Below are 24,052 nucleotides of genomic sequence, written 5' to 3'. Positions count from 1 at the left end.
CCCCCGCTTTTCAACCATCATTACAGAGTGACGATTGCTGGCTCATCAAAGACGGTGAGTTTTGGCGCTTCGCCGGTGAATTTCTCTGCGTATACCAGGCTGGTATTCCCCGCGCAGCCATTCGCCAGCCTTGAGGTTGGGATATCCGCCGTCAGCACGTTCGCGCCGCCATTTTTGCAGATACCGTTCTCAATATCTGGCCATGCGCCTTCATGGATACAGATGATTCCCGGTTTGATACCGTCACTGATGTGTGCCCCCACCAGCACCTGTCCACGCGCGTTCCATACGCGTACCAGATCGCCCTCGGCAATACCTCTGGCTTTCGCATCATCCGGGTGAATCGTTACCGGCTCACGATTGGCAATCGCGTACTCTTTGCGCAGCGAAGCGTAGTTCAACTGACTATGCAGACGATGTGCCGGGTGCGCCGTCAGTAGCTGCAGTTGATCTTTATCCGCAGTTCCTTTCCATTCATCGGGTTCAATCCATGACGCATGCGGCGGGCAATCTTTGTATTGATAGCCTTCAATCGTTTTTGAGTAGATTTCTATCTTACCGCTCGGCGTTCCAAGCGCATTCATCACCGGATCGCTGCGGAAATCCGCGTAGCGTACATATTTGTTATTCTTTTCATTCTCACGCATTTCGATCAGTTTGTTTTGCTGCCAAAACGCGTTGAACTGAGGCATGGCGATACGCTGGGCGCGGGCGGCTTTTTGCGCGGCATCATAGAACTGCTTCAGCCACGCCATTTCATCTTTGCCCTCGGTGTAGACCGCCTTACCGCCAGGCTTGAGCATCTCCGCCAGATCGGCAAATACGTCAAAATCACTGCGTGCTTCAAACTGCGGCTCAATGACCTGCTTCATCGGTACCAGATGTTGGTTACTGTAATCACCGGTCATGGTCAGATCGTTGCGCTCAAACGACGTGGTTATCGGCAGGACTATATCGGCATGTTTGGCCGCTGCGGTCCAGTAGCACTCAGAGATGACAACCAGTTCAGGCTTCTGCCAGGCTTTGATTAAACGGTTAGTATCCTGATGATGGGTAAAGTTTGCGCCGCCCGCCCACCAGATCATTTTGATATCCGGGAAGGTTTGCTCTTTACCGTTATGCTGATATTTGCCGCCTGGATTTTCCAGCGCTTCGACAATTCGCGCTACCGGCAGGCTGATCACCGCATCGGAAACCGCCCAGTCGTTACCCGCAGATGACCCACCCTCAATTTGGGCGGAGATGGCTGGCAATACCCCCCCGGTACGCGTTGGGTTACCGCCGTTGGAATAGTGATAAGAGAACCCGAAACCACCGCCTTCGGTACCAATTTGCCCCAGCATCGCCGCCAGAGTCACCAGCATCCAGTGTTTTTGCTCACCGTATTGCTGGCGCTGAATCCCCCAACCCGCCATGAGCATGGTTTTATTGCTGGAGAAAATTTCCGCCAGCTTCTCCAGTTGCTCAGCAGGCACGCCGCACACGCCGGAAGCCCACTCGGCGGTTTTCTCTATTTTGTCGCTCTTGCCGAGCAAATACTCTTCAAACTGCGGATATCCAGTGGTGTATTTTTCCAGGAAGGCTTTGTCATGGAGATTTTTCTTCACCAGCGTATGGGCGATCCCTAACATCATCGCCACATCGGTCCCCATATGTGGCGCAATCCAGGTTGCATTATCACCAAAGAACTCAATGGTTTCGGAACGCATCGGATCGATGGCGATGACGCTTTTCCCTGATTTCTTCAGCAGATTAAAGTATTCAATCCCCTGTTCATCCGTGCTGCTCCAGGCAATCTTGAGGGTATTGAGCGGGTTCATCCCCCACAGCACCACGACCTGACTGTGCTCAAGCACCATCGGCCAGGTGGTTTGCTGCTCATAGACTTCAACCGATCCCACAACGTAAGGCATGATCACCTGCGCGGCACCGGTTGAATAATCTCCGGTATGACCTGCGTAACCACCGGCCATGCTCATATAGCGTTGCAGTAAGGTTTGCGCTTTATGCAGAACGCCGCTGGAGCGCCAGCCATAGGAACCAGCAAATATCGACGCTGGGCCATAGCTGCTACGGATCCGGCTATGCTGCTCATGTATCAGTTTCAGTGCCTGCTCCCAGCTAACCCGCACGAAAGGATCGCTTCCACGTTTACCATCCGCATTACCCGGGTTTTCCAGATAGCTTTTGCGCACCATCGGATATTTTACGCGGATATTGGTATGGACCTGATCCGGCGCGGTTTGCTGTAACGAGTTCGGCACCGTTTTAGGCAACGCGCCTTTTGAGGAAACCACTTTGCCATCTTTTACTTCCACGTATACCGCGCCCCAACGCGCTGCCGTCAGAATCGCTCCGCCATTTTGGCCTTCGGCCCAGGCCGGCATTGGGATCACCGAAGAAATCGCCATTGTCCCGGTTGCCGCGCCGGCCGTCTTAATAAAGTCACGTCTTGTGAGTTTCATGATTTCTCCTGATTTATCGCTTATTTGTTCATGTCTTTAGCGTTGTACTGGAAGTAACGGCTCAGGATATCCAGTTCGTTTTCACTGATATTGGTGCGAGCGCCCATCCCTTTTGCTACTGAAGGCCAGGCGTTGAGCGTGAAATGATTCGCCGGAATTGGCGCATGGCAGCCCGCGCAGTACACATTGTCGAGTTTGCGTGCGTAATCCCACATCGGTTCACGGCTGGCGAGAGCGGAACCGCTCCATTCACCCTGCAGCACGACATCTCGCCACACATTGCCGTAATCATCTTTTTTCCAGTCGGAGAGGATCTTCAGCGATTGCTGACCTTTTTCACTCAGGCTGGCAAGAATCAAACGCTGTCCTGCCGCGTAGTAAATGACCTGTTCATTTCCCTGCATCTGGCTACCGCGAATCTCGACCTGTCGCGTATTGTCCGTTGTTTTCAGAACCTGCATTTTTGTTGCCGGGTAAACGGTTCCCAAATCGCCCAGCGCGGTGTTGCTTACGGCATAAAGCTCTGTTGCCGAAGCAGGGGTGGAGGCGGACTGCGCTTCAAGCCCTTTGAGCGCGCTGTCATCCATTTTTATTTCAGGTGGGAAATGGGCGACGCCTTTGTGGCAATCAATACAGGTTTGCTTTTCCTCAATGCCCATTTTGTGCATTTTCTGGGCCTCCGCGCTTTGTGCGGCAAGATCCATCGCGTCCATGCTGTGACAGCTACGGCAGGTCGCAGAATCGCTCGCTTTTAGCTGTGCCCAGACGGTTTGCGCCATCTCCAGACGGTGTTCTTCAAATTTTTCTGGGGTATCGATTTTTTTGGTTATGAACTGATGATAAACATCTTTTGAGGCCCGCAGTTTAGCCACCAGATAATCCAGGCCGCCCTGGGGGATATGACAATCAGCACACTCTGCACGAATACCTTTCTGATTCTGAAAGTGAACCGAACCGGTATATTCCTCATACGGTGCCTGCATCGTATGACACGACAAACAGAATTCCGTGCTTGAGGTTTTGTGCAACGTCCATTGCCCTGCCAAAACGATAACAGCACCAAGAACAATGCACAGCAGCATCGTCCCGAGGATGGTTTTATTTATTTTTCTCATCTTTTATTCCCACAAGATGAATACCCTTTAATGGGTAGACAATAATTACCCTAACGCGGCTACTTATTGATATTCATCAAACGCAGAGGGAAATGAGAATCAGCATGTGGGTAAGTTTGAAGGCGCTCGCATAATTAATACGAACGAAATTAAATATAAAATACCTTTTTAAATTCAGATAATTAAACCAAATCCAAGGTTTAATTAACCATTAATTATGGAAACGTCAGAATAAAAGTTTGATGAGTGCTGAATGGCATTAAAATTATGCCCTTGGCAATAGTCGCTATATAATAAAATATACAATGAAAAAACATAAAAACGAACCCTTTTCTATTACGAGATAACACGTATTAATGAAGATACCCCTCTTGTGGTTGTGCTCAGATATACATTCACGACAAGAGTTGTGACACACACCTATCATTGACGCGCATTTATGCATGCAACCTTGATCTGGTCACTTATTATACAGATTCGATTTTCGCTACACTCTGGGTAGAGGTAAACAAACAGGAGGTAGTGAATATGTATCGCTCAATTCTGGTACCCATTGATATCTCTGAAACCGATTTAACCCGCCATGTTGTTCCACAGGTCCAGGCGCATGCCAAAACCGCTAAGGTCCACTTTTTAGCCGTTATTCCTACCGTTCCGTTCTATGCCTCGCTGGGGCTGGCCTACTCAACAGAATTCCCGGACAGAAGCGGTCTGCAGGCCAAGGCCAGCGAAAAACTCGAAGAGATTATTAAGCAGTTCAATATTCCTGCAGGCAGGAGTCAGACTCACGTCGTTTACGGCCCGCCGAAGGATCAGATCCTCAAACTGGCGGAGGCGGTTGACGCTGAGCTTATTGTTATTGCCTCACATAAGCCTGGTTTTAGCACTTATCTGCTGGGTTCAACGGCGGCTGCCGTAGTACGCCATGCAAAATGTCCCGTGCTGGTTGTGCGGTGATAGGGTCAAAATGGGGGCGAATTTGCACTAACGTTTATAGGTTAAGCATTATTGAGCACATGTGATGTTTGCTCAGGGTTGCGTTCACCTCAGCGGTAAATGTAGCAATATACCGGAGGCAACAGATTCATTGCCTCCGGATGTCCCACTCTCAGTTACTCATTACGCCCATTCATTTTCGTTAAAATGGCAAGCATTAGAGCGAATGTATTCTCGGTGTTCTGTGGCTTAGGCCATCACTCAGTTCTGAATATCCAGTCTGACCAGTGCTAGCAACAGCTGACTCAGCGCACCGTAGAAACCAAAGTCATCATAGCGGCGGCATTTGGCGGTGAATTCCGGTAACCAGCGTAACAGCCCCGCCAGCGTTTCTCTGCGCAGCGCATCAATACGCTGGCGGCTAAGCCCGGACTCTCCCAGAGAAAAATGCAGATGACTCAGCAGTTCGATAAAAATTGCCAGATGATCGGCTGACTCGCTAAACGTTTCGCTTACCTGCATGCCAGCATCGGCTAACAATCGTTTAATGACCCCGTAATTCGGCCCTCCTTCAAGATGGGCCGACGCATAGGGTAACGCCGCGTGTTTTTCCGACATCAGAAACAGGCTACAAAAATCAGCCGCCAGTTCGAGGGTTGAGTCCTCACGCACCTGAAGCGCAGCAATTTTCTCCTCCAGCTGAAGGACTTCCGCTTCAAGCGACGGTTCACCTTTTAGCACCGCGAACCACTCAGCCATTTCGCTGGACTGCAAAAGTGCCAGGCTGTCATCGTCCCGTTCCCGGGAAAACAACTGCGCCAGCCAGGCGTAAACGCAGGCCATCTGTTCTGTTGTAAGGGAAGAGTGTTTTATCATGACGATACCTTCTCCGCCGGAACATATTCGCACTGCGCCACCATTTTTATCGGGCCGCTAAACGCCGTCACGTTATCCACCTTGCCGGTATATTTCTCAATTTCCACCAGCGTAGTATGAGCGCTGGTCGCCTGCGCCAGTTGAGACGTGCCGATATCGATTGTTAATACGTTTGGATTGCCGTATTTACACAGCGCCCCAGTTTCTCCGCCGTTATCAGGGTCGTACCAGGCACCTTCATGAATACGCGCCACGCCTGGCGAGTAGAGATCGGAGACAACCGCCCCGGCCAGTACTTGTCCACGTGCGTTAAACACACGGACAATATCACCGTTGCGAATCCCCCTGACGCTGGCATCCTGCGGGTTGATAAACACCGGCTCTTTACCACTTACCGCATAATGCTTACGCAGCGCTTCAGATTCACAAAGCTGCGAGTGCAGACGGAAATCAGGGTGAACAGATTGCAGATGCAGTGGCCAACGCTGCGACCCGGGTCCACCATGTGAGCGTTCGATTTTCTCAAACCACATCGGATGCCCCTGGCAGTCGTCATACTGCATACCGGCAATGGTTTTCGAGAAAATTTCGATCAATCCGCTCGGCGTGCCCAGCGGCTCAAGATCGGGGTCTTCACGGAATGCCTGATGACGTACAAACATCTGCGGATGTTCGAATTCAACGTACTCTTGCTGATTCCAGAAAACGTCAAAAGCGGGGAGATGAACGCCGCGCCCTTTCCCCTGCTGGCTTCCTTCCTGCCAGATCCGTTTCAGCCACCCCATCTCATCCAACCCTTCGGTAAAGGCTTCTTCACGATTAAAGCGGCGGCAGAGATCGCGGAAAATATCGAAATCATTACGTGCTTCAAATTGCGGCTGCACCAACTGTTTCATGGCGATAATGCCGCGGTTGGAGTGGTTGCCATACTGGTCAAGATCGTTACGCTCAAACTGGGTCGTCGCGGGCAATACGATGTCAGCGAATCGACAGGTCGAGGTCCACTGATTATCGATGGCGATAACGGTTTCCAGCTTACGCCAGCCCTCAATAATACGATTGATCTGCTGGTGACGATGGAAAGGGTTGGTCCCGGCAAAAACGCACATCTTCAATGGCGGCAACTTGACGGTTTTGCCGTTCCAGTTAATTTGTTTACCCGGCTCAAGAATCGCATCGATAAAACGCGCGATCGGGATGGTGCTGCTGTACCCCTTATAATCAGTGCTGTCATGCACAGGAGGTACGGTGGTGGAGCCAGAAAAACCGCTCAGGATAATCCCTTTGCGGCTTGGCGTGCCCGCGCCGTTGTAGTGCCAGCCAAAGCCGAAGCCACCGCCGGGTAAGCCGATTTGTCCAAGCATTGAGGCCAGCACCACGATCATCCACGCCCACTGTTCCCCGTGCTGCATACGCTGGACGCACCAGCCGGCAATAATCTGCGTTCTTCCGCCCGCCATTTGCCGCGCCAGTTCACGAATCGTATCGGCATCAATCCCGCATATTTTTTCCGCCCACTGGGCATCTTTAGGCTGTCCGTCACTTTCCCCCAGCAGATAAGGCAGAAATGCTCAAACCCTACGCAGTAGTTATCGAGAAAATGCTTATCGTAGAGCTTCTCGGTATAAAGCGTGTGCGCCAGCGCCAGCTGTAGCGGCACATCGGCCTGCGGATTCACGGCGACGTGTTTAACCTTGTCGCGGCCCAGGTAGTCGTGCGTCGAGGTTATGACCGGATCAACACTGATAACCGAGATCTCGCCGCGCGCCACTTTTTCTTTCAGTTGTTCGTAGTATTCATAAACATCATGATCCGGGCACCACCAGTTCGCCTGCTGGTTTTTAATCAGGTCGGAACCCCACAGCACAATCGTTTTGCTGTTTTTCAGCACCAGCGGCCATGAGGTTTGCTGTTCATATACCTCCATTGACCCGACCACGCGCGGCAGAATCACCTGGGCTGCACCAGTGGAATAGTCGCCCCCGGTACTTACGCTGTTGCCGTGCAGCGCAATGGCGCGCGCCAGCATCCCCGAGGCGTTATGGAACATGCCGGTTGATTGCCAACCGCTGGCCGTCAGCAGCGCGCTCGGGCCATAGGTCTTCTGAATTCGCTCCAGCTCCTGATAGAAGAAGTCCAGCGCTTCATCCCACGAAACGCGCACAAAGCGGTTATCTCCACGCTGCGTGGTATCGCTCTGATGGCGTTTACGCAACCAGTCGACGCGGACCATTGGATAGCGAATACGCGCCCCGCCATGCACGTGGTCCGGCAGTCCGGCGATCATTTTTGACGGGTACTTATCACGCTCAAACGGTTTGGCTTCAATAAAACGCCCATCAACCACGGTGGCGCGGATTGCCCCCCAGTGAGATCCGGTCAGGATCCCCTCTTTGACGCCAGTTCCCTGCACCTCTGCAGCGTTGGCGCTGCGCGGTGTGAGCAGCGAAGGTCCTAACATACCGGCGACGGTCAAGCCGCCCAACTGCAGTAGAAAACGACGGCGAGATGCCTGAAAGAGATCGTTATTTTTCATTGCTTTCTCCCTTATCGCCATGCGGCTTGTCCGTGGTGTCAGAGGCATTCATCTGCAGATATTTCAGTAAGGTACGTTCTTCACGTTTATCCAGACTGGTAAATCCAATCATGCCGTTCAACGTGCCAATCCAGCCGTTGGCGTCAAAGTGTTCTTTCTCAGGTGCGCCGTGGCACTGGTTACAGGTTCCGTTATAGAGCGAGTCGGCATAAGCCCAGATTGGCTTAATGTCGTTAACCATATCGCCCTTCTGCATCCAGGCGGTGGCCTGCAGCTTGCTCCACTGCGTATTCGTTTCCGCGACGGTCGTTTGCTCCAGGGTTTTCACGTGCTGCTGAATGTCGCCACGAATGGAGGCCACAAAAATGCGTTTACCTGGCAATTGCGCCAGCACGCGCTGACGCCCGTTACTCTCAGTCCAGCCCACAATTTCAATTTGCAGCCAGTCGCCGTCACGCTTTAACACTTTTACTTCAGAAGCAGGCAGCAGTGAGCCCGCAGGTTCTTTATCCCCTTTGGCGGCATAAATAGGTTTGATGTCCAGGGAATAGAGCGTATCGCCATCGTCGTTTGCGTTGGCGCGTAACTGGTCAAACTGCTTGCGGAAACCGCTGCTCATATCGGGAAGCTGATGCGCAATACCTTTATGGCAGTCAATACAGGATTGATTGTCCTTGGCCGCAATCTTCATCTGACGCGCAGCTTCAGGGTGCTGTTTCGCGTGATCCATCGCATCATAGTTATGACAGGAACGACAGGTCGCGGAGTTATTCTCCTTCATTCGCGCCCATTCGCGCTCCGCCAGCTCGGCACGTTTGGCTTCGAATTTCTCAGGAGTATCAATAGAGTGGGCAACAAAGGTCTGGTAAATATCGTTGCTGGCCTCCAGCTTACGTTTCACCATGCCAGGGATATCGGAAGGAATGTGGCAATCATGACACTCTGCGCGCACCCCGGAGGCATTCTGAAAATGCGCAGACTGTTTATATTCTTCATAAACCGGCTGCATGCTGTGGCAGCTCACGCAAAATTCGGTTGAACTGGTTAATTTAATGCCAACGTGCGGTAAGACGATCAGCGCGATACCGACCACCATCCCGATGACGACCAGCGCCAACACTGACCAACGTGCGCTCGGTCTGAGCAGCGCCCTCCATAGTTTCCGCATAATAGCCCCTGTAAATATATGGTTTAGTTACAGAGGATCTTATTTCGCAAATGTGAACGGCAACACTGGTCAGGATGAATGGCTTACGGCACAATGTGAACAGATATGAACAGAAAGAGACAACAACCAGGATGTCGCATCACATTGTCATTGTTGAGGATGAACCCGTTACCCAGGCACGATTACAGGCTTATTTTGAACAGGAAGGTTATCACGTCTCGGTCACCGCCAGCGGAGCCGGCCTGCGTGAAATCATGTCACAACACTCTGTCGATCTTATTCTGTTAGATATCAATCTCCCGGATGAAAATGGCTTAATGCTGACCCGCGCCCTGCGTGAACGCTCAACGGTGGGGATCATCCTGGTCACGGGTCGTAGTGACCAAATTGACCGTATCGTTGGCCTGGAAATGGGGGCTGATGATTATGTCACCAAGCCGCTAGAGCTACGTGAACTGGTGGTGAGAGTGAAAAATTTACTCTGGCGTATCGACCTTGCCCGCGAGGCGCGACCGGAGGCCAAAGACAACTGCTATCAGTTTGCCGGGTATTGTCTGAACGTCTCCCGTCATACTCTGGAACTGGGCGAAGAGGCAATCAAACTCACCCGCGCCGAGTATGAAATGCTGGTCGCGTTTGTCACCAATCCGGGGGAAATTCTCAGTCGCGAACGTTTACTGCGCATGCTGTCGGCGCGACGGGTAGACAATCCGGACTTACGCACCGTGGACGTACTGATCCGCCGTTTACGCCACAAGCTGCGTGCTGATTTACTGGTAACGCAGCACGGGGAAGGTTATTTTTTAGCGGCTGACGTGTACTGATACAGATAAACAGGACGGAATCCGCCGGGTGACAACGAGCACTTTACATGCTGGCTGTCGGCATTTTTCGGGGTGAGCACCAGGATCGGTGGACTGATATTTTCCGGCACCGGTTGTCCTTGTAATACTCTGATAGCCTGCTGAATCGCCAGTTCACCTTGCCAGACCATTTGATCGCTGGCAGCCATAATGATTCTTTCGCGTTTAAGCCCGCGATATACCTGATGCGACAGATAAAAAGAGACGACAGTTAACGGCGCGCCCTGATTGCGCTTCTCCCCCATTGCCGCTTCAGCAGCAATTGCTGTACCGGCCACCACGTCGGCATCCGGGTGACGCTCAAGCATCTCCTGCAACAGGTTACGCTGTATTTCAATATCATTATCGCCCAACGCCACATCCACGATGCGCACCTGACTGCCGGCAATCGCCTGACGGAACCCGGCCACCATCTCACGACTGCCCCCGGCGTCATCAGGTCCTGGCAATAATAAGACCTTTAGCGGTTTGCCCGCGCTCCACTTAACCAAATAGCGGCCTGGCTGATAACCCATCTGGAACCACGGAACCCCAACCCGGGCTTTTACCGTTGCGTCATGGATAGCATTCACCACCTCGATAACCGGTAGCGTGCCAACCTGTGCCTGCAAATCCGGAAAAGTCGTCGTGCTGCTGCCCAACAAAATGGCATCCGCGCCCCATTGCTGGCATTGAGCGATTTGTGATTTTTGCGTGTCGAACTGGCGATACCCTCCCGCCTCAAGCACCTTCAGGCTTACGCCGTATTTTTTCGCCGCCTCCAGCATGCCGTAATTCACGGAAAGCCAGTAGGAATCCTTCAGGCTGGGATACAGCGCGCACAGTTTCCAGACTTTGTTTGCAGTAACGTCCGTTAGCGGCTCCGGCACTGCCTGCTGGGTATCCGGCCAGCGCAGCAGTGCGGACCCGGTCGCGTGACCTAAGCCGGGAAAAAGTGTGATAAGCAGGAAAACCAATACGCGCATGATAGCCTCAACATTGATAAGGCTTTATCCTAGTTGCTTTCCTCTTTTGGACTCAACCTTTTTAATCTGTGGCGACCCGACAGTGAATTTATCTCTGACCAAACGACTGTGGATAGGCTTCGGGCTGATGGCGGCACTGACCCTCATTAGTACGCTGGTAGGCTGGTATAACCTGCGTTTTGTCAGCCAGGTTGAGCAGGCCAATACCCAGGCGCTGATCCCGACCATGGACATGGCGCGCCAGCTCAGCGAAGCCAGCGCCTGGGAACTGTTTTCCGCGCAAAATCTGACCACCGCAGATAATGAAAATATGTGGCTGGCTCAGGGGCGTATGTTAACCGCCCAAAGCCTGAAAATTACAGCTTTACTGAAAACCCTGCGCGAGCAGGGCTTTGACACGTCGGCCATTGAACAACAGGAAAAAGAGATCGCCCAGTCGTTAAGCCATCAGGGGGAGTTGGTTGGCGAACGTCTGAAACTGCGCGATCGGCAGCAACAGCTCAGCCAACATATTGTTGAGGCTACCGCCGACGTTGCCGAAATGGCGCGCGGTCAGGCCAGTAATGCCGCCACCTCGGCGGGCGCTACGCAGGCAAGCATTTATGATTTGATTGAGAGCCATCAGGGGCAGGCGGCAGAACACGCTCTCGACAGACTTATCGATATCGATCTGGAATATTATAACCAGATGAATGAACTGCGCCTGAGCGCGCTACGCGTGCAGCAAATGGTGATGAATCTGGGGAATAACCAGGCGCAGAATAACCTTGCCGCGCTGGAAACCCAGCTTAATGCCGCCGTCAGAGTGCTTCACCGCCGACAAATACGCATTGAAGATCCGGTGGTACGCACCCAGGTTGCCGGCGCTGTAAATTCGATAAGCCGTTATGTCGATCTGCTGGCCCTGTATCGTCAGGATAATGACATCACCACCCGCTTACAGATCTTATCGCAGAACAATATCGAGCAATTTACCCGTTTCAGTAGCGAAGTGAGTCAGTTGGTAGAAATCATTGGCCAACGCAATCAGACCGGGCTGGCGCATCTCAAACAGGCCAGCCAGCGCGGGCAAACGCTGCTGCTGCTGTTAGGTGCGGTGTCATTGTGCTTGTTAATTCTCATTCTTTGGCGCGTAGTTTACCGCTCGGTCACGCGCCCGTTGGCGCAGCAAACCCAGGCGTTACAGCGTCTGCTTGAAGGTGATATTGACTCCCCATTTCCGGAAACAGCGGGCGTTCGCGAACTGGATACCATAGGTCGGTTAATGGACGCCTTTCGCGGTAGCGTTCACGCCCTTAATAGCCATCGCGAACATCTGGCCGCTCAGGTAAAAGCTCGCACCGCCGAGCTGCGTTCTATGGTGTCGGAACACCGGCAGGCGCGGGCAGAAGCCGAAAAAGCCAACCAGGCAAAATCGGCGTTTCTGGCCGCCATGAGCCATGAGATACGCACCCCGCTGTATGGGATCCTCGGCACTGCGCAGTTGCTCTCAGACAATCCCGCTCTGGCGCAGCATCAGGAGAATCTGCGCGCAATCACCGACTCTGGCGAGTCTCTGCTGACCATCCTCAACGATATCCTGGACTATTCCGCCATCGAAGCGGGCGGAAAAAATGTGGCGATCGGCGATGAACCTTTTGAGCCCAGACCCTTGCTGGAAAGTACGCTTCAGCTCATGCACGGTCGCGTTGTGGGTCGCCCGGTCGTGCTGGTTACGGATTTTGCCGACGATGTCCCCGACTCCCTACGCGGCGATCCGCGCCGCATTCGGCAAATCATAACTAACCTATTAAACAACGCGCTGCGCTTTACCGATCGCGGACACATCACCCTGCGTAGCCGATGTAAAGATCAGGACTGGTATATTGAGGTCGAGGACACGGGATGCGGGATTGACCCTGTCCATCAGCGCGATATTTTTCAGCCGTTTGTTCAGGTTAGCGGTAAACGTGGGGGGACCGGGCTTGGACTCACTATCAGTGCCAGCCTTGCGCAGGCGATGCAGGGAGAACTGAGCGTCACCAGTACGCCGGGAGTCGGAAGCTGCTTTCGTCTTCGTCTGCCATTACGGGCTGGCGCGATGCCGGTAGCTAAATCCGTTCCACGTGCCATATCGTTACAGGGTTTACGCTTACTGCTAATCGAGGATAACCCCCTCACGCAGCGCATCAGTACAGAAATGCTCACCCTCAATGGCGCCCAGGTCACCGCTGCCGACAGTGCGGCTGCGGCGCTCACCATACTGCAGCAAGACGCCCAGTATAATGCCGCGCTGGTTGATTTTGATCTTCCGGATATCGACGGCATCACGCTGGCGCAACAGTTAACCCGCGAGTTTCCGACGTTAAAGCTAATAGGCTTTAGCGCACACGTCATCGACGAAACGCTAAGCCAAAGAACCAGCACCCTGTTTCTCGGCGTTATTCAAAAACCGGTTCCCCAGGATGAACTCAGTCGGCTCATTACCCATTATCTGCACGGTAACGCCCCTCTCCCGGTTGCATTAGAAAATGACGACCAACGGTTAGATACCCAGCAATTAGCCGGGGATATCCAGCTAATGGGATGGCAAAAGGTGCACGAATGGTTAGCGCTCTTTAAGCAACACACCCTTCCTGTATTAGATGAGATTGACGCAGCGCGCGCAGCATGTGAGTACGAGAAGATAAAACGTCTGGCACATCAGCTAAAAAGCAGCTGCGCCAGCATGGGGATGCGTTCCGCCAGCAGGATGTGCGCAGCGCTTGAACAGCAGCCGCTAGCTGATTTTTCACTCAGAGAGGAAGTACAACTAAGTCTTACAGAAGTGGAAATGTGGTTGGCAAAAGAAAATTTGTCGCGATTAGCAGAAGCTGAACATCAGAAGTGACGTTGAAATGGTACGCCCTGTAGGATTCGAACCTACGACCTACGGCTTAGAAGTTCCTAGAACTACTATCAAGTACAGCAATTACAGCATCATCACTGCGCTCACAAGTCCCATGATGATAAAAGTTAGCAACACATGACAATAAGTATAAACTCCTGACAGTCCCAAATTCGTCCCAACCCACACAGAATATTAGCGCAAGACGAATCACCACCTCCCGAGGTTTTGAGTTGTTTTGCGCTAATTTTTTGCCACATCCATGCCCCGTTGCTTATTACTGCTGCGGAACGGCCCACTGATAATTGCAAGCTGAGCACTTGTAGTAATACTTCACTACTCCTCCGATCGTCTTAGTGATGATTGTCACTGTTCCGATAGCCCCACACCGCGGGCAGATTTCTGGGATCTCGGTTACTGCATTAACTTCTTTCATTCTCTAACCTCCATATTTCTCATCAAGCGCTGCAATATCCGCGTCATACTTGTTATTGAGCGTTGTTAGCCGTGCGTAAATATCTGCTTTCTTTTGCTCTTCAGTAACGACATCAAAAAGACCGGCGTTAAGGTATGCACTTGCAAGCGTGGCTTTGTCTGTTTCGTATTGATTGTTAATTTCAGCAAGTTCTGCATCGTATAGCTCAGAATCTGACGGTTGCGTTGGGATGTCATCTTCCCATGTCGGCAAGCCGTTTGATCCGGCCACTCTTTTCTTTCCATTCTTTGGCGTCACCGAGTACTCGTTGAAAATTTCCATTTCCACAACAACAGAATCCGATGGCTTGGATGGACTGTCTGAGAACCAGAATGCATTTTGCGAAGCGCTATATACAAACGTATTCATTAAATTGTCCCTATTGCTATCCAGTTGAAGTTTGTGGACTGCGCAATGAATTTTCCATCAATGCCTCTATAAGAAGCGGATTTAGCCAGAAACGTGGTTGTTGTGGTCCCCTGCGCTCCATAAACAGTAAAGAAATCATAGACATTCCCTGTACCTGTCCAGTTACTAACCAGTCCCTCAACAATAATTGGAGTAAACTCAGTCATTGCAACGGGTAGCGAAACAACAGCACCACCCGATGAATCTGTGCTGCTATTACCTCGCTGAACGCACATCCTATTAGGAAATCGGTAAATGCTGATCCCTCCAGAAGTGGAGTATGTGAAAGTACTCATGTCTGGGATCTGGTTTGTGCCGGTTCCTACGTCCCTAGATGCCGCGTCCCCCAAGCCTAGATATTGGATAACATCAGCAATATCACCCTTTCCGATAATGTCCCTACCTACCTGAGTTAGGTCGGCCAAATCAGCAGTATCATCCCCGTTGAAATACGGAAGTTTATTTGCAACCCCTACCAATGCGGATAACGCCGTCAATGTAGGATCAAGAGGCTGGAAGTTACCAAGAATGTATGACAGCGTTCCGGCCGTCATCATGTTCGCCAAAATGTCATTCGCTGACCACGCTCTTGGTATAGTACCTTCCTGACCCCTTTCAATTGTCATGGTGTCCCCTGTCCTTGCGGTGACATGAACAATCTCAGTAAGCAATCCAGTAGCCGAGTCGACAAGTGTTAATTTAAAAAAGCTTGTACCAGCAACTGGAGATGGAAATAAATTTCCTGTTCCGGTATTAACTGTTAGTGTCGTTGCAGTTGAGTTAATGCCAGATGCGAGCACGGTTTGTGCATTGTTGGCGGCTAAAAGTGTAAGTGCCATTTATCCTCCGGGATTTGGGCAACAAAAACCACCTAATATTGATATATAGTGGTGTTATTAGTTAATAATATTAAACGGAGTTGTATATGAACAATCTGTCAGTTGCTGTTGCAAAAATACTTTTATCCTCGTTTAGTGCTATAACAATTTTTCTTTCTTCTTTACTTATAGTTTTAATCTTTAACATGTGGCTACAGGAAGGAATGCCGCCGTTCGAAAACATAAAATTCAGCATTGCATTGTTCTTCACAATCATGATGATGCTTGTTATATGTCAGTGCCTTAAGTACTACACAGACATGGCTACAGACAGAAGAAATAACTTAATCAAAGAAAAATTAATAAATGGAAGAGTCAGAAATGACGACGTAATAGGATGATTATCCAACAATAGTTATATTTACAGGTTGGTAAAATGGCATATGTAGCAGGCCGCTATCAAAGGCCTGCTTGAATAATGATGCGTATCCATACTCATTGCTTTTAATTAGTACATTATTTTTCTGATTATACGCCCGAGAGTTGAATGAAAAACTATTGAAGACCGATGACTCTGTTAACTTTCTGTATCCTTTGATGATAGTTATACTAGCTACAGATCCTGAGAAAAGAACTGAAATACTCCACCGCTGATCGTTAACAACGTCAACGCCATCAATGCCAGTAAGGAAACGCATGATCCGACGCTTAAGCCATGGAATAGTAAAGTAGTAACCGTCACCCTTGTAGAAATTCCATGTCATTATGCGTTTGAACAGGTCATCGGAAACGACAACTTGCTCGGACTGATTGACCACCTTTCTACCACTGAAGGGCAACTGGTTGAACAACATTGCGTTAAATGGACCATATATGCTCTGCTTTCCGCTTACAAGTACTGGTGGCTTCACACCATAAATACCTCTGGCAATCCATTTAAGCTGATCTCCAGAATTATACCCTCCAACAAAAATAGGAAGATTGGCGTTAATCATCCATGAATAAATTTCCTGAGCCATAGAGTTATACGCAGTAACGAATGCCTGAATATTGTCATCGTCGTTATATTGCGTATACAGGTAGGATTTAATGATATCTTCCAGCATTTTATATCCCGTCTACGATAACCCCATCAGAGGCCATGAACCAGTAACTGTATGGATCACCGCTAATAATATTAGTACCTGCATCCACACTAGTTATGACGCCATTCACAGTGACAATAACATTAAGAGTAGATATCAAGCTCATATCCAGCGTGCTATTAATTGATTGTAGAAATACATCCTTCACGTTATTGATATTAATTGGCTTTCCAGCGAATATCCCGTTAACGTAGTTAATTACTGGCTGAGAAACAAGAGAGGCAATAGTAGCGTCAGTCAGGTAGTTCTCGCTTTCCGTTGACCATTCAAACTTTATCGTCACAAGCTGCTGTAGTGGGATCACAAATGGTATGACATAGTTATCAGGCCAGTCATTGATCGTGACAACATTATTCCTCAGGTTCGGGGTAACAATTCCTCCACCCGTCCACGTGCCGGATGAAGTCGTATTGATGCCAACGGAAAAGGTATGTGAGCTTAGTACGGTAATGGTAAGTGGCACGTTATTGATGCCGCTCATACCGGTTACTCCGGTAATGTTAATCACCTGACCTGAGCTGAACCCATGGGTGATGTCAGTCGTGACAACCCCAGGATTTGCATTGGTAATTCCCGTGACATTCAGGTCTGCGCCCTTGAGCCTGCTGATGTCGCCTGCTGATTTATAAATGGCCCCTGCCATCTCATAGATATCGCCGCCGCCACACATCACAATCCATGCATTACCGCTCTGGACAACCGAAACCAGCCGAGCCTGAACATTTCTCAGGTCGGTTAGCTTCTGACGGATAAATCCAGGATAACCCTGAACGGTTGACATCTGACCTTCCCATACACGATCGCGAAACTCGTAATTGGTTTCAGGCGCACCGCCGGGCGTACCGGAAACAGGGTTAGTACAGTTCATGGTAATGTCAGACGGCAGACTCGTAAGTATCTGGTTAACTGATCCAACAGGCACCGCCCACGAACCGGTATTCGTTGCAGTGGCTGTTACCATCGCGCTGATACCTGAAGACAGGATCACTGTCGCATCGGCGATCTGGTAGGTATACGTGCCATCGCTTACCAGAAATCCCTGTGGTACTACAAACCCTACCGGACCTTCAAAAACGATAGGTACAGTTGTCGAACCATCTGTTTTTTGTGGTGTGATACCTGCCTGCTGAGCCAGCAGGTTCAGCATGAACTTATTCGCCTTCAGCGGACCTACGGAGTTGATGTTGTCGACGCGTATTTGATCTGCAATAAGCAGCGCGCCAACGTCGGTACCTACGATATCCTCAATCAAGGAACCAGGAAGGTCTGTCGTGATACCCGGTGATAACTCAGTTGCTCTTGAAACAAGCTCGGCGCGAAGATCTTCGGATGTTTTCGGCACGGGGCCGGCTGCGTCATAGCTAACGGACAAATCACTCATACGTTCACCGTTGTGATAATTTTTGAACCGGCGTTCGTTATCGCCGAAATGTTGTATACGGGTGGATCATCGCTCACCAAGGCGATCTGCAGCGATGAGAAATACTGGCTAAATTGCCGTTGAAGCCTGTCAACATAGTAGGTTGGAAGCACCTGCTGAATGACAGAGCTCTGCGCCGGAATGCCATTATTTGCAAAAAATGGTGACTCCTGAGGTGCCAGCTTCAGATTCTGGATCAGCGTCGTCAGGTAAATTGAATCGTTGAAGCCATTTTCATCAGGAACCACCAAGACCCACTTACCATTTTCGTCTCTTCCATAGGTTCTCATTGCGTGATATTCCCGTTGAAAGTGGTGGTTGGAGCTCCAGTGTTTGAACCTCCATTACCATTTGAATGCTGGTGAGAATTCAGCCATGTAACCAGGGCCTCCCATCCTGCATGCATGATCGCTGGACTGGTGCTAGCTGTTGAGTCCTGCAGATTGCCAGCATCTCCAGTGATGCTCCACATGCCCTGTGTAAGGGTTAGGACGGTGCTTCCGACTGTGACCTTAAACTGATCCACGGCAGCGATTGCCACGCTGTAAGGCGTTAACAAAAACGTCGTGTTTCTTCCTTGGTCCCGGATGGTCACACCCTCTGGCCCGTATATGGTGACAACTTTACCGTCGACTGACTCCCATTCGGTGTTGCTGATCGGCAGGTATACCAGGGCGCTTAGGTTTGCAGGTGGCGTGAGATCGGCAACGCCTCCCCCCTGGCCGCTAACCCCGCCAAGATAGGTGTCAGCAGGGATGACAATACCTTTGTCCCCAGGATGCATCGGATAGCGGATGTACTGCGGACCGAAAAGCGGAATAGTTACATTCATGAAAACGTACGGTGTATCATGCAGCTCGAAAGCCACTGTGACCATGTTTCCCTGCTGCTCAACAATGCTGGCCGGCAGGATTTTCCCTGCCGCCTGAAACGCCTCATTAAATTTCTGCTCAACAAACCGGTTCATGTTCCGGCCGAAATTAAGCTTCTGGTCAACACTCATTTTGTCCTAACCGCCTCCGCCGGGTATGCCTCAATCACGGTGATCCACGCTTCCTCTGTTGGCTGCCTGCTGTTACCCAGCAACCTCACCGATTGAACGACGAATTCACCGTTAAAGGCCGAGTCATCGCGAAACTGCGAGTAAGAAGATGCCTGGATCATTGGCCTTGCCTTTTCCGGCATAAGGATGTGGTCGCCAGTCTGCAGGTCTGCGCGCATAACGCAGATGACGCTGACAACGCCAAAACTGATCCACGTTGGCTGTCCGATCAGGTCATTGAAATTTATCTGGACAGGATTTTTGCTCCTTTCCGTCGCGCTTGTCTTTGAGACCTGATCAGGGTGATTGGCGTAGTCGTTATCCCATACACGTATTTCGTTTCCGTTGACCACGGCAATTTCAACGCCCGTGTAGCCAGGGTCTTTGATGCGGGACAGCGAAAACGCGCGCAGGTTTTTTGCCAGATCAGAAAGAGATCCGCAAAACATCGGTCGATCGTAATTCAATGTCAGCCTATCGCTAATGCTGATATTAGGCGTAAACCCTCCCATCGTCATGACACATTGTGTCAGCGCTAATGAAAGTTTCTGCCCCATAGACCATGGCATAGTGAGCTGGAGAGGCGCCATTTGCCCGCGGGTAGTAGTATTAACCGGACCCGCGACAATGATGAAGTCAAGACGTAACTCTGTGCCCTGCCAGTTTCCGAAAACCTGAAAAATGGTGCCCTCAATGGCAAGCTTTTTATCCCATACGCCCGCCAGCGGAAGACCTTTTGACATGCCAGCAAAGATCTGAATTCGCTTTCCATAAAGGTTCTGTCTGGCCTGCTGCATGTCTTTGGGGCCGATACCCCATACAGTCAGGTGGGTTTCTCCTGCTGGCGTTGATTCACCAAAGCGCATGATGTCAAACTCCACCATCAGCGCCCCCGGATTGTAGACTCCGTTCTTCAGGCTGGAATATTGCTGAATTAAAGTGTCGCCATCAAAAATATTAATTTCGTAATAGCGCATCAGCTCGTTACCTCAATCTTCCCGTTCTTTTCCCGCCATATCATGGTCGTCGAAGTGAACACCCCATTCAGAAGGTTTATCCCTCCGGCAGATGTCGATCCCACAACGGCAGTATTCAGCACCAGATTTCCAGCGCTATTGGTAATCAGTAGATACCAGCGCTGCGCGGCGATGTTCCACTTCATCTGGCAGGTGTAGACCGTCCCGTCGAGAACGGGCGAGAATGTCATGCTCTTCCTTTCAAGCCCGGTGAACGGGTAATTGACGATGCTCATATGCCAAATACCCCCTGCAACTTGCCAATTACACCAGTAATCGCCTCAGTAACTGATCCGCCAAGCGATGTGTTGCCAAGTGCGCTGACAGTGTTTGTCCATGCGCTGCTGTTGTTCTGGTCTCCACCGTCAATTTTACTAAGGAAACTATTAACGGCCTGGTCAGCAGCAGTTTCGGTAACAAGTGGCTGTTCAAAATCCCAGAGCCACGACCGCTGAGGTAGAGGATCATTACCGGTTGAGTTGTCCTTAACCGTTTTCAGGATGCAATTGTTGTAGATGATTGATGGTGTGGCCACGATGTAAGTTCCGCCCAGATTGGCATGTGCATGAAGCACAGCCTGCAGAGAACTTAGCGTTACCAGTTTGGTCATGGCGCCGGTATTTTCGTTTACCGGTGCATCCATCATCAGACTTACCCTCAACGGCTGAGCCAGAAGCGCATTGGCCGCGACGGTCTGGTTAGCAAACGGGTAACGTGCGATGTCATAGTCGACCATCGTCGCGCCCTGAACCGGCCGCCAGTGACAAAAATACTTGTCCAGGTCAGTAAGGTTGATTGCCCCACCGATCAGGCCAGTCACAAAACTGGCGCTCTGGGTGAGCGCCACTATCGGCAGCATGCCGCCGGGGATAGCCTCCGCAACTCCATTGCAGAGGATGACTGGTGAGATTTCAAATCCAAGCCTGTAGAGTTCGCGAGTAAATGCCATTATCCAGTCACTCCAAGCTGTGATGATGAAACGATGGCATTGCCGCCTGTATTGTTGAATATCTGGATAACAGCGCCCTCGCTAACCCGGTTACCGGCCCCCTCTTTCACTGACATAGCGGAAATGAGTTTTGCCAGAATCGCAGGGTCGTTGAGATTCAGCTTATCGTTAGCGCCAAGACCGGTCGTTTTGACAACGTGCCGAATGTACTCAGCCGTATCGTTCTCGTTAGACGGAGCCCATTTTTTCGCTATATCGCTGACGGTATTGATACCGCGGGTGCCATAAATTTGCAGTTGTTTCGCCGACGCTAGTACGCCCTCATCCAGAGTAGGGAAGACAGCAAATTTCCCGCTCTGAGTGTTGTGCGTGCCGTACCCATCTGCCCAGCGCAGGTTTGTCGGGTTATTGAACCGATCGGCTATCGTCCTTCCTTTGGCTGACACATCCGCAGGGGTTGGGTCAACAGGTTTAACATCACCACTGGAGAAGAAGCGCTTAACGCCCTTCAGCCATCCCCACACCCGAGGGTCATCTTCAGAACCAGGCGTATAAGTCTGGCCAGAATTCGGATCTGTGACTTTCTTGTCGCTCAGTATCGAGGATACTGACGCCACGTCCGATACAGAGATATCAGTTTTACCCACAACCCAGTCGTAAACCTTCCCGATAAGTGTTCCAAGTTTCTCAATACCTGACATGAATCTGTCAACGTCCTTGGTGAACTCTGGCGACGCCAGGTAATTTCCGAAGCGCTCAATACCGCCAGCAAGTCCGTCAATCCACTTTCCCAACTCCGGTGACTGCAGAACTGTGTCGATGGCTCCAGCCAGGGCGTCAGAAAGCTTGCTCAGTTGCGGGGCGAGCGGCCCAAGACCGCGCACAAACGTGTTACGGATGCTCTGATTACTGTAATCCAGTTGGACGTTGAAATCCTGCCACTGCCGCGCCTGCTGATCGGTGATCTGCAGTAACTTCGCATCCTTCTGCGCCCGGCGCTCCATCGCATCGATTTCTTCATCGCTCATGTTTTTAAAGCGATTCAGGTCATCAAGGCTGAAAAAGTTGGTCATACCGTAGGCGTTTGCCCCCTGAAGAGTGCTGCCGTTTTTGACGAATATGTCTCGAGCATTTCGAATCAATTGAGGAAGGAGCTTCGACGGATCCTGATCAGGGTTGTTGATGCCCATAGCCTGGAACTGCCAGCGTTTTGACAGATCCATCTGGCTGTCGCGGATAGCGCCCAGCGTTCCCGTCGGGTTGCCGAGAGCTTTCTGGTAGTTAATTCCAGTTGAGTCCAGATCGCCAATGCTTGTACCAATCCCGAGGGATGTGAATCGCTGAGATCCGGTTGCTGCTGCCAGTCGGTTAATGCCGAATAACCCACCAACCCCCAGCACTCCAGTGAACAGTCCGACAATACCGCCCCATGACAGCAGGCTTACTGTCGCATCCTTGATATGGCCAGCCAGTGATTTTGCATCCTTTGTCGCGTCGCTCAGGAAGCCCTTTGATGACCTGGTTTTTTTATTAAATTCTTCCTGGCTTTTGCTTGCTCTGTCCAGGCCTTCGCTGAGGCGATCAATACCGCTGTTTATAGACAGGATGGCATTGGCCCCCTCTGAGAAAGCTTTTGCCAGCATTTCACCCTCCGCTTTTGCTTTGGATGTCTCTTTAGTGGCGTCAGTGGCTCCATTGGCAAGCCCGCGCCATGCCTCAGGCAATTCCTCAAGGGCAGCCTGATATTCCTTGAACTTCTCCATAAATGAGACAAATTTGTCGTCATTTACGTCAATATCGACAATAGACTTAGCCACCATTGAAGGAACCCCTGTCTTTTAGCGCGGAAATGATGTATCGCTGGCGGTACTGCGCAGGGCTGGCGAATTCTTCGCCGGTTATTTCCCTTATCACCCGCCAGAATCCCTCATTCGACGCCCAGTCTAGGATGGTATATATGACATTTCCGGCTGGGCAGTCTGGGTATGGGTATCGGTAGGCTGATTCGACGTCTGCAACGAATCTCGGAACGCCGTAACGCTCGATGATACGAGTTGCCCACCGAACATTTCGAACACTGTTCCGACCGTCGGAGCGATCAGATGTGCTTTCTGAATGGCAGAGGTAACCATAAAAAAAACCACTTCGCCCTCGACTTCTCGATATTCATCAGGAGAGATAATCCCCTGTTTCATAGCTACTTCGAATGATGTAGTTTTCCAGACGCCGCCATCATTCCAGACAACTGACGTCATTCGTTGAATTTCATCAACAATGGTTGGAGTCTGCTGAGACTGCTGAGTAGATTGGTTAACTTCATCCTTCAGTTCCTGCTCGCGCTTGAGCTTTTTTCGGAGCATCATTGCGGCGACCCGTGCCGAGCCAAGGCCTCCTACCTGTGAGATGAAGTTGGTGAATAGGTTGCCAAGCAGCAGGCAATGCTCCTCAACCACCTCATATGGGAACGGTGTCACATGCAGGTACACGATTGACCCGTCTTCACGGGTGATATTTGTTACAAGGTTGAGCTTTTTGTCAATTTTCACAATCAGACCCACATGTTGTCGTTAGCCAGTATGTAACCGCTGATGGTCACCACGTACCCGGCATCCATACCGGTAAACGGAAGTTCGTTGAAGTTGACCAGATAAGCGTTAAGCACGGTGAAATTACTCAACGTGTTTGCGTCAGGAGTGATCACCACCTCCCCAAGCGCCGTGTCGGTGGCGAACCGGTTTTTGTAGCTGTCACTCAGCCCCTGGGTACGCAGCAAATGAACAGTAACTGTCACCTGCTGATATGGAGCCTGACTGCCAACAGTTCCGGTCATCGTCGGGATGATATCCGTTGCTGCGCCATCAGGACGCATGCTGATACCATCTTTACCAAGATAAGAGGCGGTAATGTTTAGTGCAGGAACGTCAGTTACCGATACCGCTCCGCGTACACGATTAAGGAATCCCTGCGGTACTAATGGGTTTGCCATTTT

Annotated in this window: 20 protein-coding genes and 1 pseudogene; 3 read left to right on the top strand and 18 right to left on the bottom strand. The window is 50.8% G+C overall.

Annotated features, from left to right (window positions below):
• Nucleotides 1-20 precede the first annotated feature (20 nt).
• Both B9P82_RS00205 and B9P82_RS00200 read right to left on the bottom strand, forming a co-directional pair.
• The gene (locus tag B9P82_RS00205) at nt 21-2,465 is read right to left on the bottom strand and encodes a trimethylamine-N-oxide reductase 2 (RefSeq protein WP_016152143.1); all 2,445 of its coding nucleotides are present in this window, start codon (nt 2,463-2,465) and stop codon (nt 21-23) included.
• Between the two features lie 20 nt (nt 2,466-2,485).
• The gene (locus B9P82_RS00200; protein WP_016155916.1) at nt 2,486-3,580 is read right to left on the bottom strand and encodes a NapC/NirT family cytochrome c; all 1,095 of its coding nucleotides are present in this window, start codon (nt 3,578-3,580) and stop codon (nt 2,486-2,488) included.
• Between the two features lie 528 nt (nt 3,581-4,108).
• Here B9P82_RS00200 and uspF point away from each other — a divergent pair.
• A complete protein-coding gene (gene uspF, locus B9P82_RS00195) occupies nt 4,109-4,537 on the top strand; it encodes a universal stress protein UspF (RefSeq protein WP_003021923.1) in 429 nt (142 codons plus the stop codon).
• Nucleotides 4,538-4,777: 240 nt separating this feature from the next.
• Here the strand turns inward: uspF and torD are convergent, their stop codons facing one another.
• The 3 genes and pseudogenes from torD to torC all read right to left on the bottom strand — a co-directional run bounded on the left by torD (nt 4,778) and on the right by torC (nt 9,096).
• A complete protein-coding gene (gene torD / locus B9P82_RS00190; protein ID WP_101699764.1) occupies nt 4,778-5,392 on the bottom strand; it encodes a molecular chaperone TorD in 615 nt (204 codons plus the stop codon).
• Nucleotides 5,389-7,928, bottom strand: a pseudogene (gene torA, locus B9P82_RS00185) (trimethylamine-N-oxide reductase TorA). Before torA ends, torD begins: the two are co-directional and overlap by 4 nt.
• On the bottom strand, nt 7,918-9,096 hold the full coding sequence (gene torC / locus B9P82_RS00180) for a pentaheme c-type cytochrome TorC (protein ID WP_016152138.1): 1,179 nt from the start codon (nt 9,094-9,096) through the stop codon (nt 7,918-7,920). The pseudogene torA and the gene torC overlap by 11 nt, the downstream one beginning before the upstream one ends.
• Before the next feature lie 131 nt (nt 9,097-9,227).
• Here torC and torR point away from each other — a divergent pair, with 131 nt between their 5' ends.
• Nucleotides 9,228-9,920 (top strand): two-component system response regulator TorR, encoded by a 693-nt coding sequence (gene torR / locus B9P82_RS00175; RefSeq protein WP_101699763.1) that lies wholly within the window; start codon nt 9,228-9,230, stop codon nt 9,918-9,920.
• On the opposite strand, the gene torT is transcribed toward torR, so the two are convergent.
• Complete coding sequence (gene torT, locus B9P82_RS00170; protein WP_047358039.1) at nt 9,893-10,924, bottom strand: TMAO reductase system periplasmic protein TorT; 1,032 nt, start codon at nt 10,922-10,924, stop codon at nt 9,893-9,895. The genes torR and torT overlap by 28 nt on opposite strands.
• An 82-nt stretch (nt 10,925-11,006) precedes the next feature.
• On the opposite strand from torT, the gene torS reads away from it, so the two are divergent.
• The gene (torS, locus tag B9P82_RS00165; protein ID WP_101699762.1) at nt 11,007-13,793 is read left to right on the top strand and encodes a TMAO reductase system sensor histidine kinase/response regulator TorS; all 2,787 of its coding nucleotides are present in this window, start codon (nt 11,007-11,009) and stop codon (nt 13,791-13,793) included.
• Nucleotides 13,794-14,229: 436 nt separating this feature from the next.
• On the opposite strand, the gene B9P82_RS00160 is transcribed toward torS, so the two are convergent.
• The 12 genes from B9P82_RS00160 to B9P82_RS00100 form a co-directional block, all read right to left on the bottom strand.
• Nucleotides 14,230-14,634, bottom strand: coding sequence for a hypothetical protein (locus B9P82_RS00160; RefSeq protein ID WP_101699761.1), 405 nt, complete (start codon nt 14,632-14,634; stop codon nt 14,230-14,232).
• Nucleotides 14,634-15,512, bottom strand: a complete 879-nt coding sequence (locus tag B9P82_RS00155; RefSeq protein ID WP_101699760.1) for a hypothetical protein — start codon at nt 15,510-15,512, stop codon at nt 14,634-14,636. Before B9P82_RS00155 ends, B9P82_RS00160 begins: the two co-directional genes overlap by 1 nt.
• A 380-nt stretch (nt 15,513-15,892) precedes the next feature.
• A complete protein-coding gene (locus tag B9P82_RS00145; RefSeq protein ID WP_101699758.1) occupies nt 15,893-16,597 on the bottom strand; it encodes a hypothetical protein in 705 nt (234 codons plus the stop codon).
• 1 nt (nt 16,598) lies between these two features.
• Nucleotides 16,599-18,017: a ubiquitin-activating E1 FCCH domain-containing protein gene (locus B9P82_RS00140; protein WP_101699757.1), complete on the bottom strand. Its 1,419-nt coding sequence runs from the start codon at nt 18,015-18,017 to the stop codon at nt 16,599-16,601.
• Nucleotides 18,014-18,346, bottom strand: a complete 333-nt coding sequence (locus B9P82_RS00135; RefSeq protein WP_101699756.1) for a hypothetical protein — start codon at nt 18,344-18,346, stop codon at nt 18,014-18,016. The genes B9P82_RS00140 and B9P82_RS00135 overlap by 4 nt, the downstream gene beginning before the upstream one ends.
• Entirely contained in the window at nt 18,343-19,059 is a 717-nt protein-coding gene (locus B9P82_RS00130; protein ID WP_101699755.1) for a hypothetical protein, read from the bottom strand. Before B9P82_RS00130 ends, B9P82_RS00135 begins: the two co-directional genes overlap by 4 nt.
• Nucleotides 19,056-20,075 carry a hypothetical protein gene (locus tag B9P82_RS00125; RefSeq protein WP_101699752.1) on the bottom strand — a complete coding sequence of 340 codons (1,020 nt, stop codon included), beginning with the start codon at nt 20,073-20,075 and terminating at the stop codon, nt 19,056-19,058. The genes B9P82_RS00130 and B9P82_RS00125 overlap by 4 nt, the downstream gene beginning before the upstream one ends.
• Entirely contained in the window at nt 20,075-20,350 is a 276-nt protein-coding gene (locus B9P82_RS00120) for a phage baseplate plug family protein (protein ID WP_101699750.1), read from the bottom strand. Before B9P82_RS00120 ends, B9P82_RS00125 begins: the two co-directional genes overlap by 1 nt.
• Nucleotides 20,347-21,063, bottom strand: coding sequence for a hypothetical protein (locus B9P82_RS00115; RefSeq protein WP_101699749.1), 717 nt, complete (start codon nt 21,061-21,063; stop codon nt 20,347-20,349). The genes B9P82_RS00120 and B9P82_RS00115 overlap by 4 nt, the downstream gene beginning before the upstream one ends.
• Nucleotides 21,063-22,883 (bottom strand): hypothetical protein, encoded by a 1,821-nt coding sequence (locus tag B9P82_RS00110; RefSeq protein WP_101699747.1) that lies wholly within the window; start codon nt 22,881-22,883, stop codon nt 21,063-21,065. The genes B9P82_RS00115 and B9P82_RS00110 overlap by 1 nt, the downstream gene beginning before the upstream one ends.
• Before the next feature lie 123 nt (nt 22,884-23,006).
• Complete coding sequence (locus B9P82_RS00105; RefSeq protein WP_101699746.1) at nt 23,007-23,609, bottom strand: hypothetical protein; 603 nt, start codon at nt 23,607-23,609, stop codon at nt 23,007-23,009.
• Between the two features lie 2 nt (nt 23,610-23,611).
• Nucleotides 23,612-24,049 carry a hypothetical protein gene (locus B9P82_RS00100; protein WP_101699744.1) on the bottom strand — a complete coding sequence of 146 codons (438 nt, stop codon included), beginning with the start codon at nt 24,047-24,049 and terminating at the stop codon, nt 23,612-23,614.
• Nucleotides 24,050-24,052: the final 3 nt, after the last annotated feature.

The organism is Citrobacter sp. L55 (assembly GCF_002850715.1).
Classification (GTDB): domain Bacteria; phylum Pseudomonadota; class Gammaproteobacteria; order Enterobacterales; family Enterobacteriaceae; genus Citrobacter; species Citrobacter braakii.
The sequence above is the reverse complement of the archived record's forward strand: the minus strand, read 5'-3'. Positions and strand labels throughout refer to the sequence as shown.

Bases quoted from the DNA above. Each gene is read 5' to 3' on its own strand.
- B9P82_RS00205 (WP_016152143.1), bottom strand. From the start codon at position 2,465: ATGAAACTCACAAGACGTGACTTTATTAAGACGGCCGGCGCGGCAACC.
- B9P82_RS00200 (WP_016155916.1), bottom strand. From the start codon at position 3,580: ATGAGAAAAATAAATAAAACCATCCTCGGGACGATGCTGCTGTGCATT.
- uspF (WP_003021923.1), top strand. From the start codon at position 4,109: ATGTATCGCTCAATTCTGGTACCCATTGATATCTCTGAAACCGATTTA.
- torD (WP_101699764.1), bottom strand. From the start codon at position 5,392: ATGATAAAACACTCTTCCCTTACAACAGAACAGATGGCCTGCGTTTAC.
- torC (WP_016152138.1), bottom strand. From the start codon at position 9,096: ATGCGGAAACTATGGAGGGCGCTGCTCAGACCGAGCGCACGTTGGTCA.
- torR (WP_101699763.1), top strand. From the start codon at position 9,228: ATGTCGCATCACATTGTCATTGTTGAGGATGAACCCGTTACCCAGGCA.
- torT (WP_047358039.1), bottom strand. From the start codon at position 10,924: ATGCGCGTATTGGTTTTCCTGCTTATCACACTTTTTCCCGGCTTAGGT.
- B9P82_RS00160 (WP_101699761.1), bottom strand. From the start codon at position 14,634: ATGAATACGTTTGTATATAGCGCTTCGCAAAATGCATTCTGGTTCTCA.
- B9P82_RS00155 (WP_101699760.1), bottom strand. From the start codon at position 15,512: ATGGCACTTACACTTTTAGCCGCCAACAATGCACAAACCGTGCTCGCA.
- B9P82_RS00145 (WP_101699758.1), bottom strand. From the start codon at position 16,597: ATGCTGGAAGATATCATTAAATCCTACCTGTATACGCAATATAACGAC.
- B9P82_RS00140 (WP_101699757.1), bottom strand. From the start codon at position 18,017: ATGAGTGATTTGTCCGTTAGCTATGACGCAGCCGGCCCCGTGCCGAAA.
- B9P82_RS00135 (WP_101699756.1), bottom strand. From the start codon at position 18,346: ATGAGAACCTATGGAAGAGACGAAAATGGTAAGTGGGTCTTGGTGGTT.
- B9P82_RS00130 (WP_101699755.1), bottom strand. From the start codon at position 19,059: ATGAGTGTTGACCAGAAGCTTAATTTCGGCCGGAACATGAACCGGTTT.
- B9P82_RS00125 (WP_101699752.1), bottom strand. From the start codon at position 20,075: ATGCGCTATTACGAAATTAATATTTTTGATGGCGACACTTTAATTCAG.
- B9P82_RS00120 (WP_101699750.1), bottom strand. From the start codon at position 20,350: ATGAGCATCGTCAATTACCCGTTCACCGGGCTTGAAAGGAAGAGCATG.
- B9P82_RS00115 (WP_101699749.1), bottom strand. From the start codon at position 21,063: ATGGCATTTACTCGCGAACTCTACAGGCTTGGATTTGAAATCTCACCA.
- B9P82_RS00110 (WP_101699747.1), bottom strand. From the start codon at position 22,883: ATGGTGGCTAAGTCTATTGTCGATATTGACGTAAATGACGACAAATTT.
- B9P82_RS00100 (WP_101699744.1), bottom strand. From the start codon at position 24,049: ATGGCAAACCCATTAGTACCGCAGGGATTCCTTAATCGTGTACGCGGA.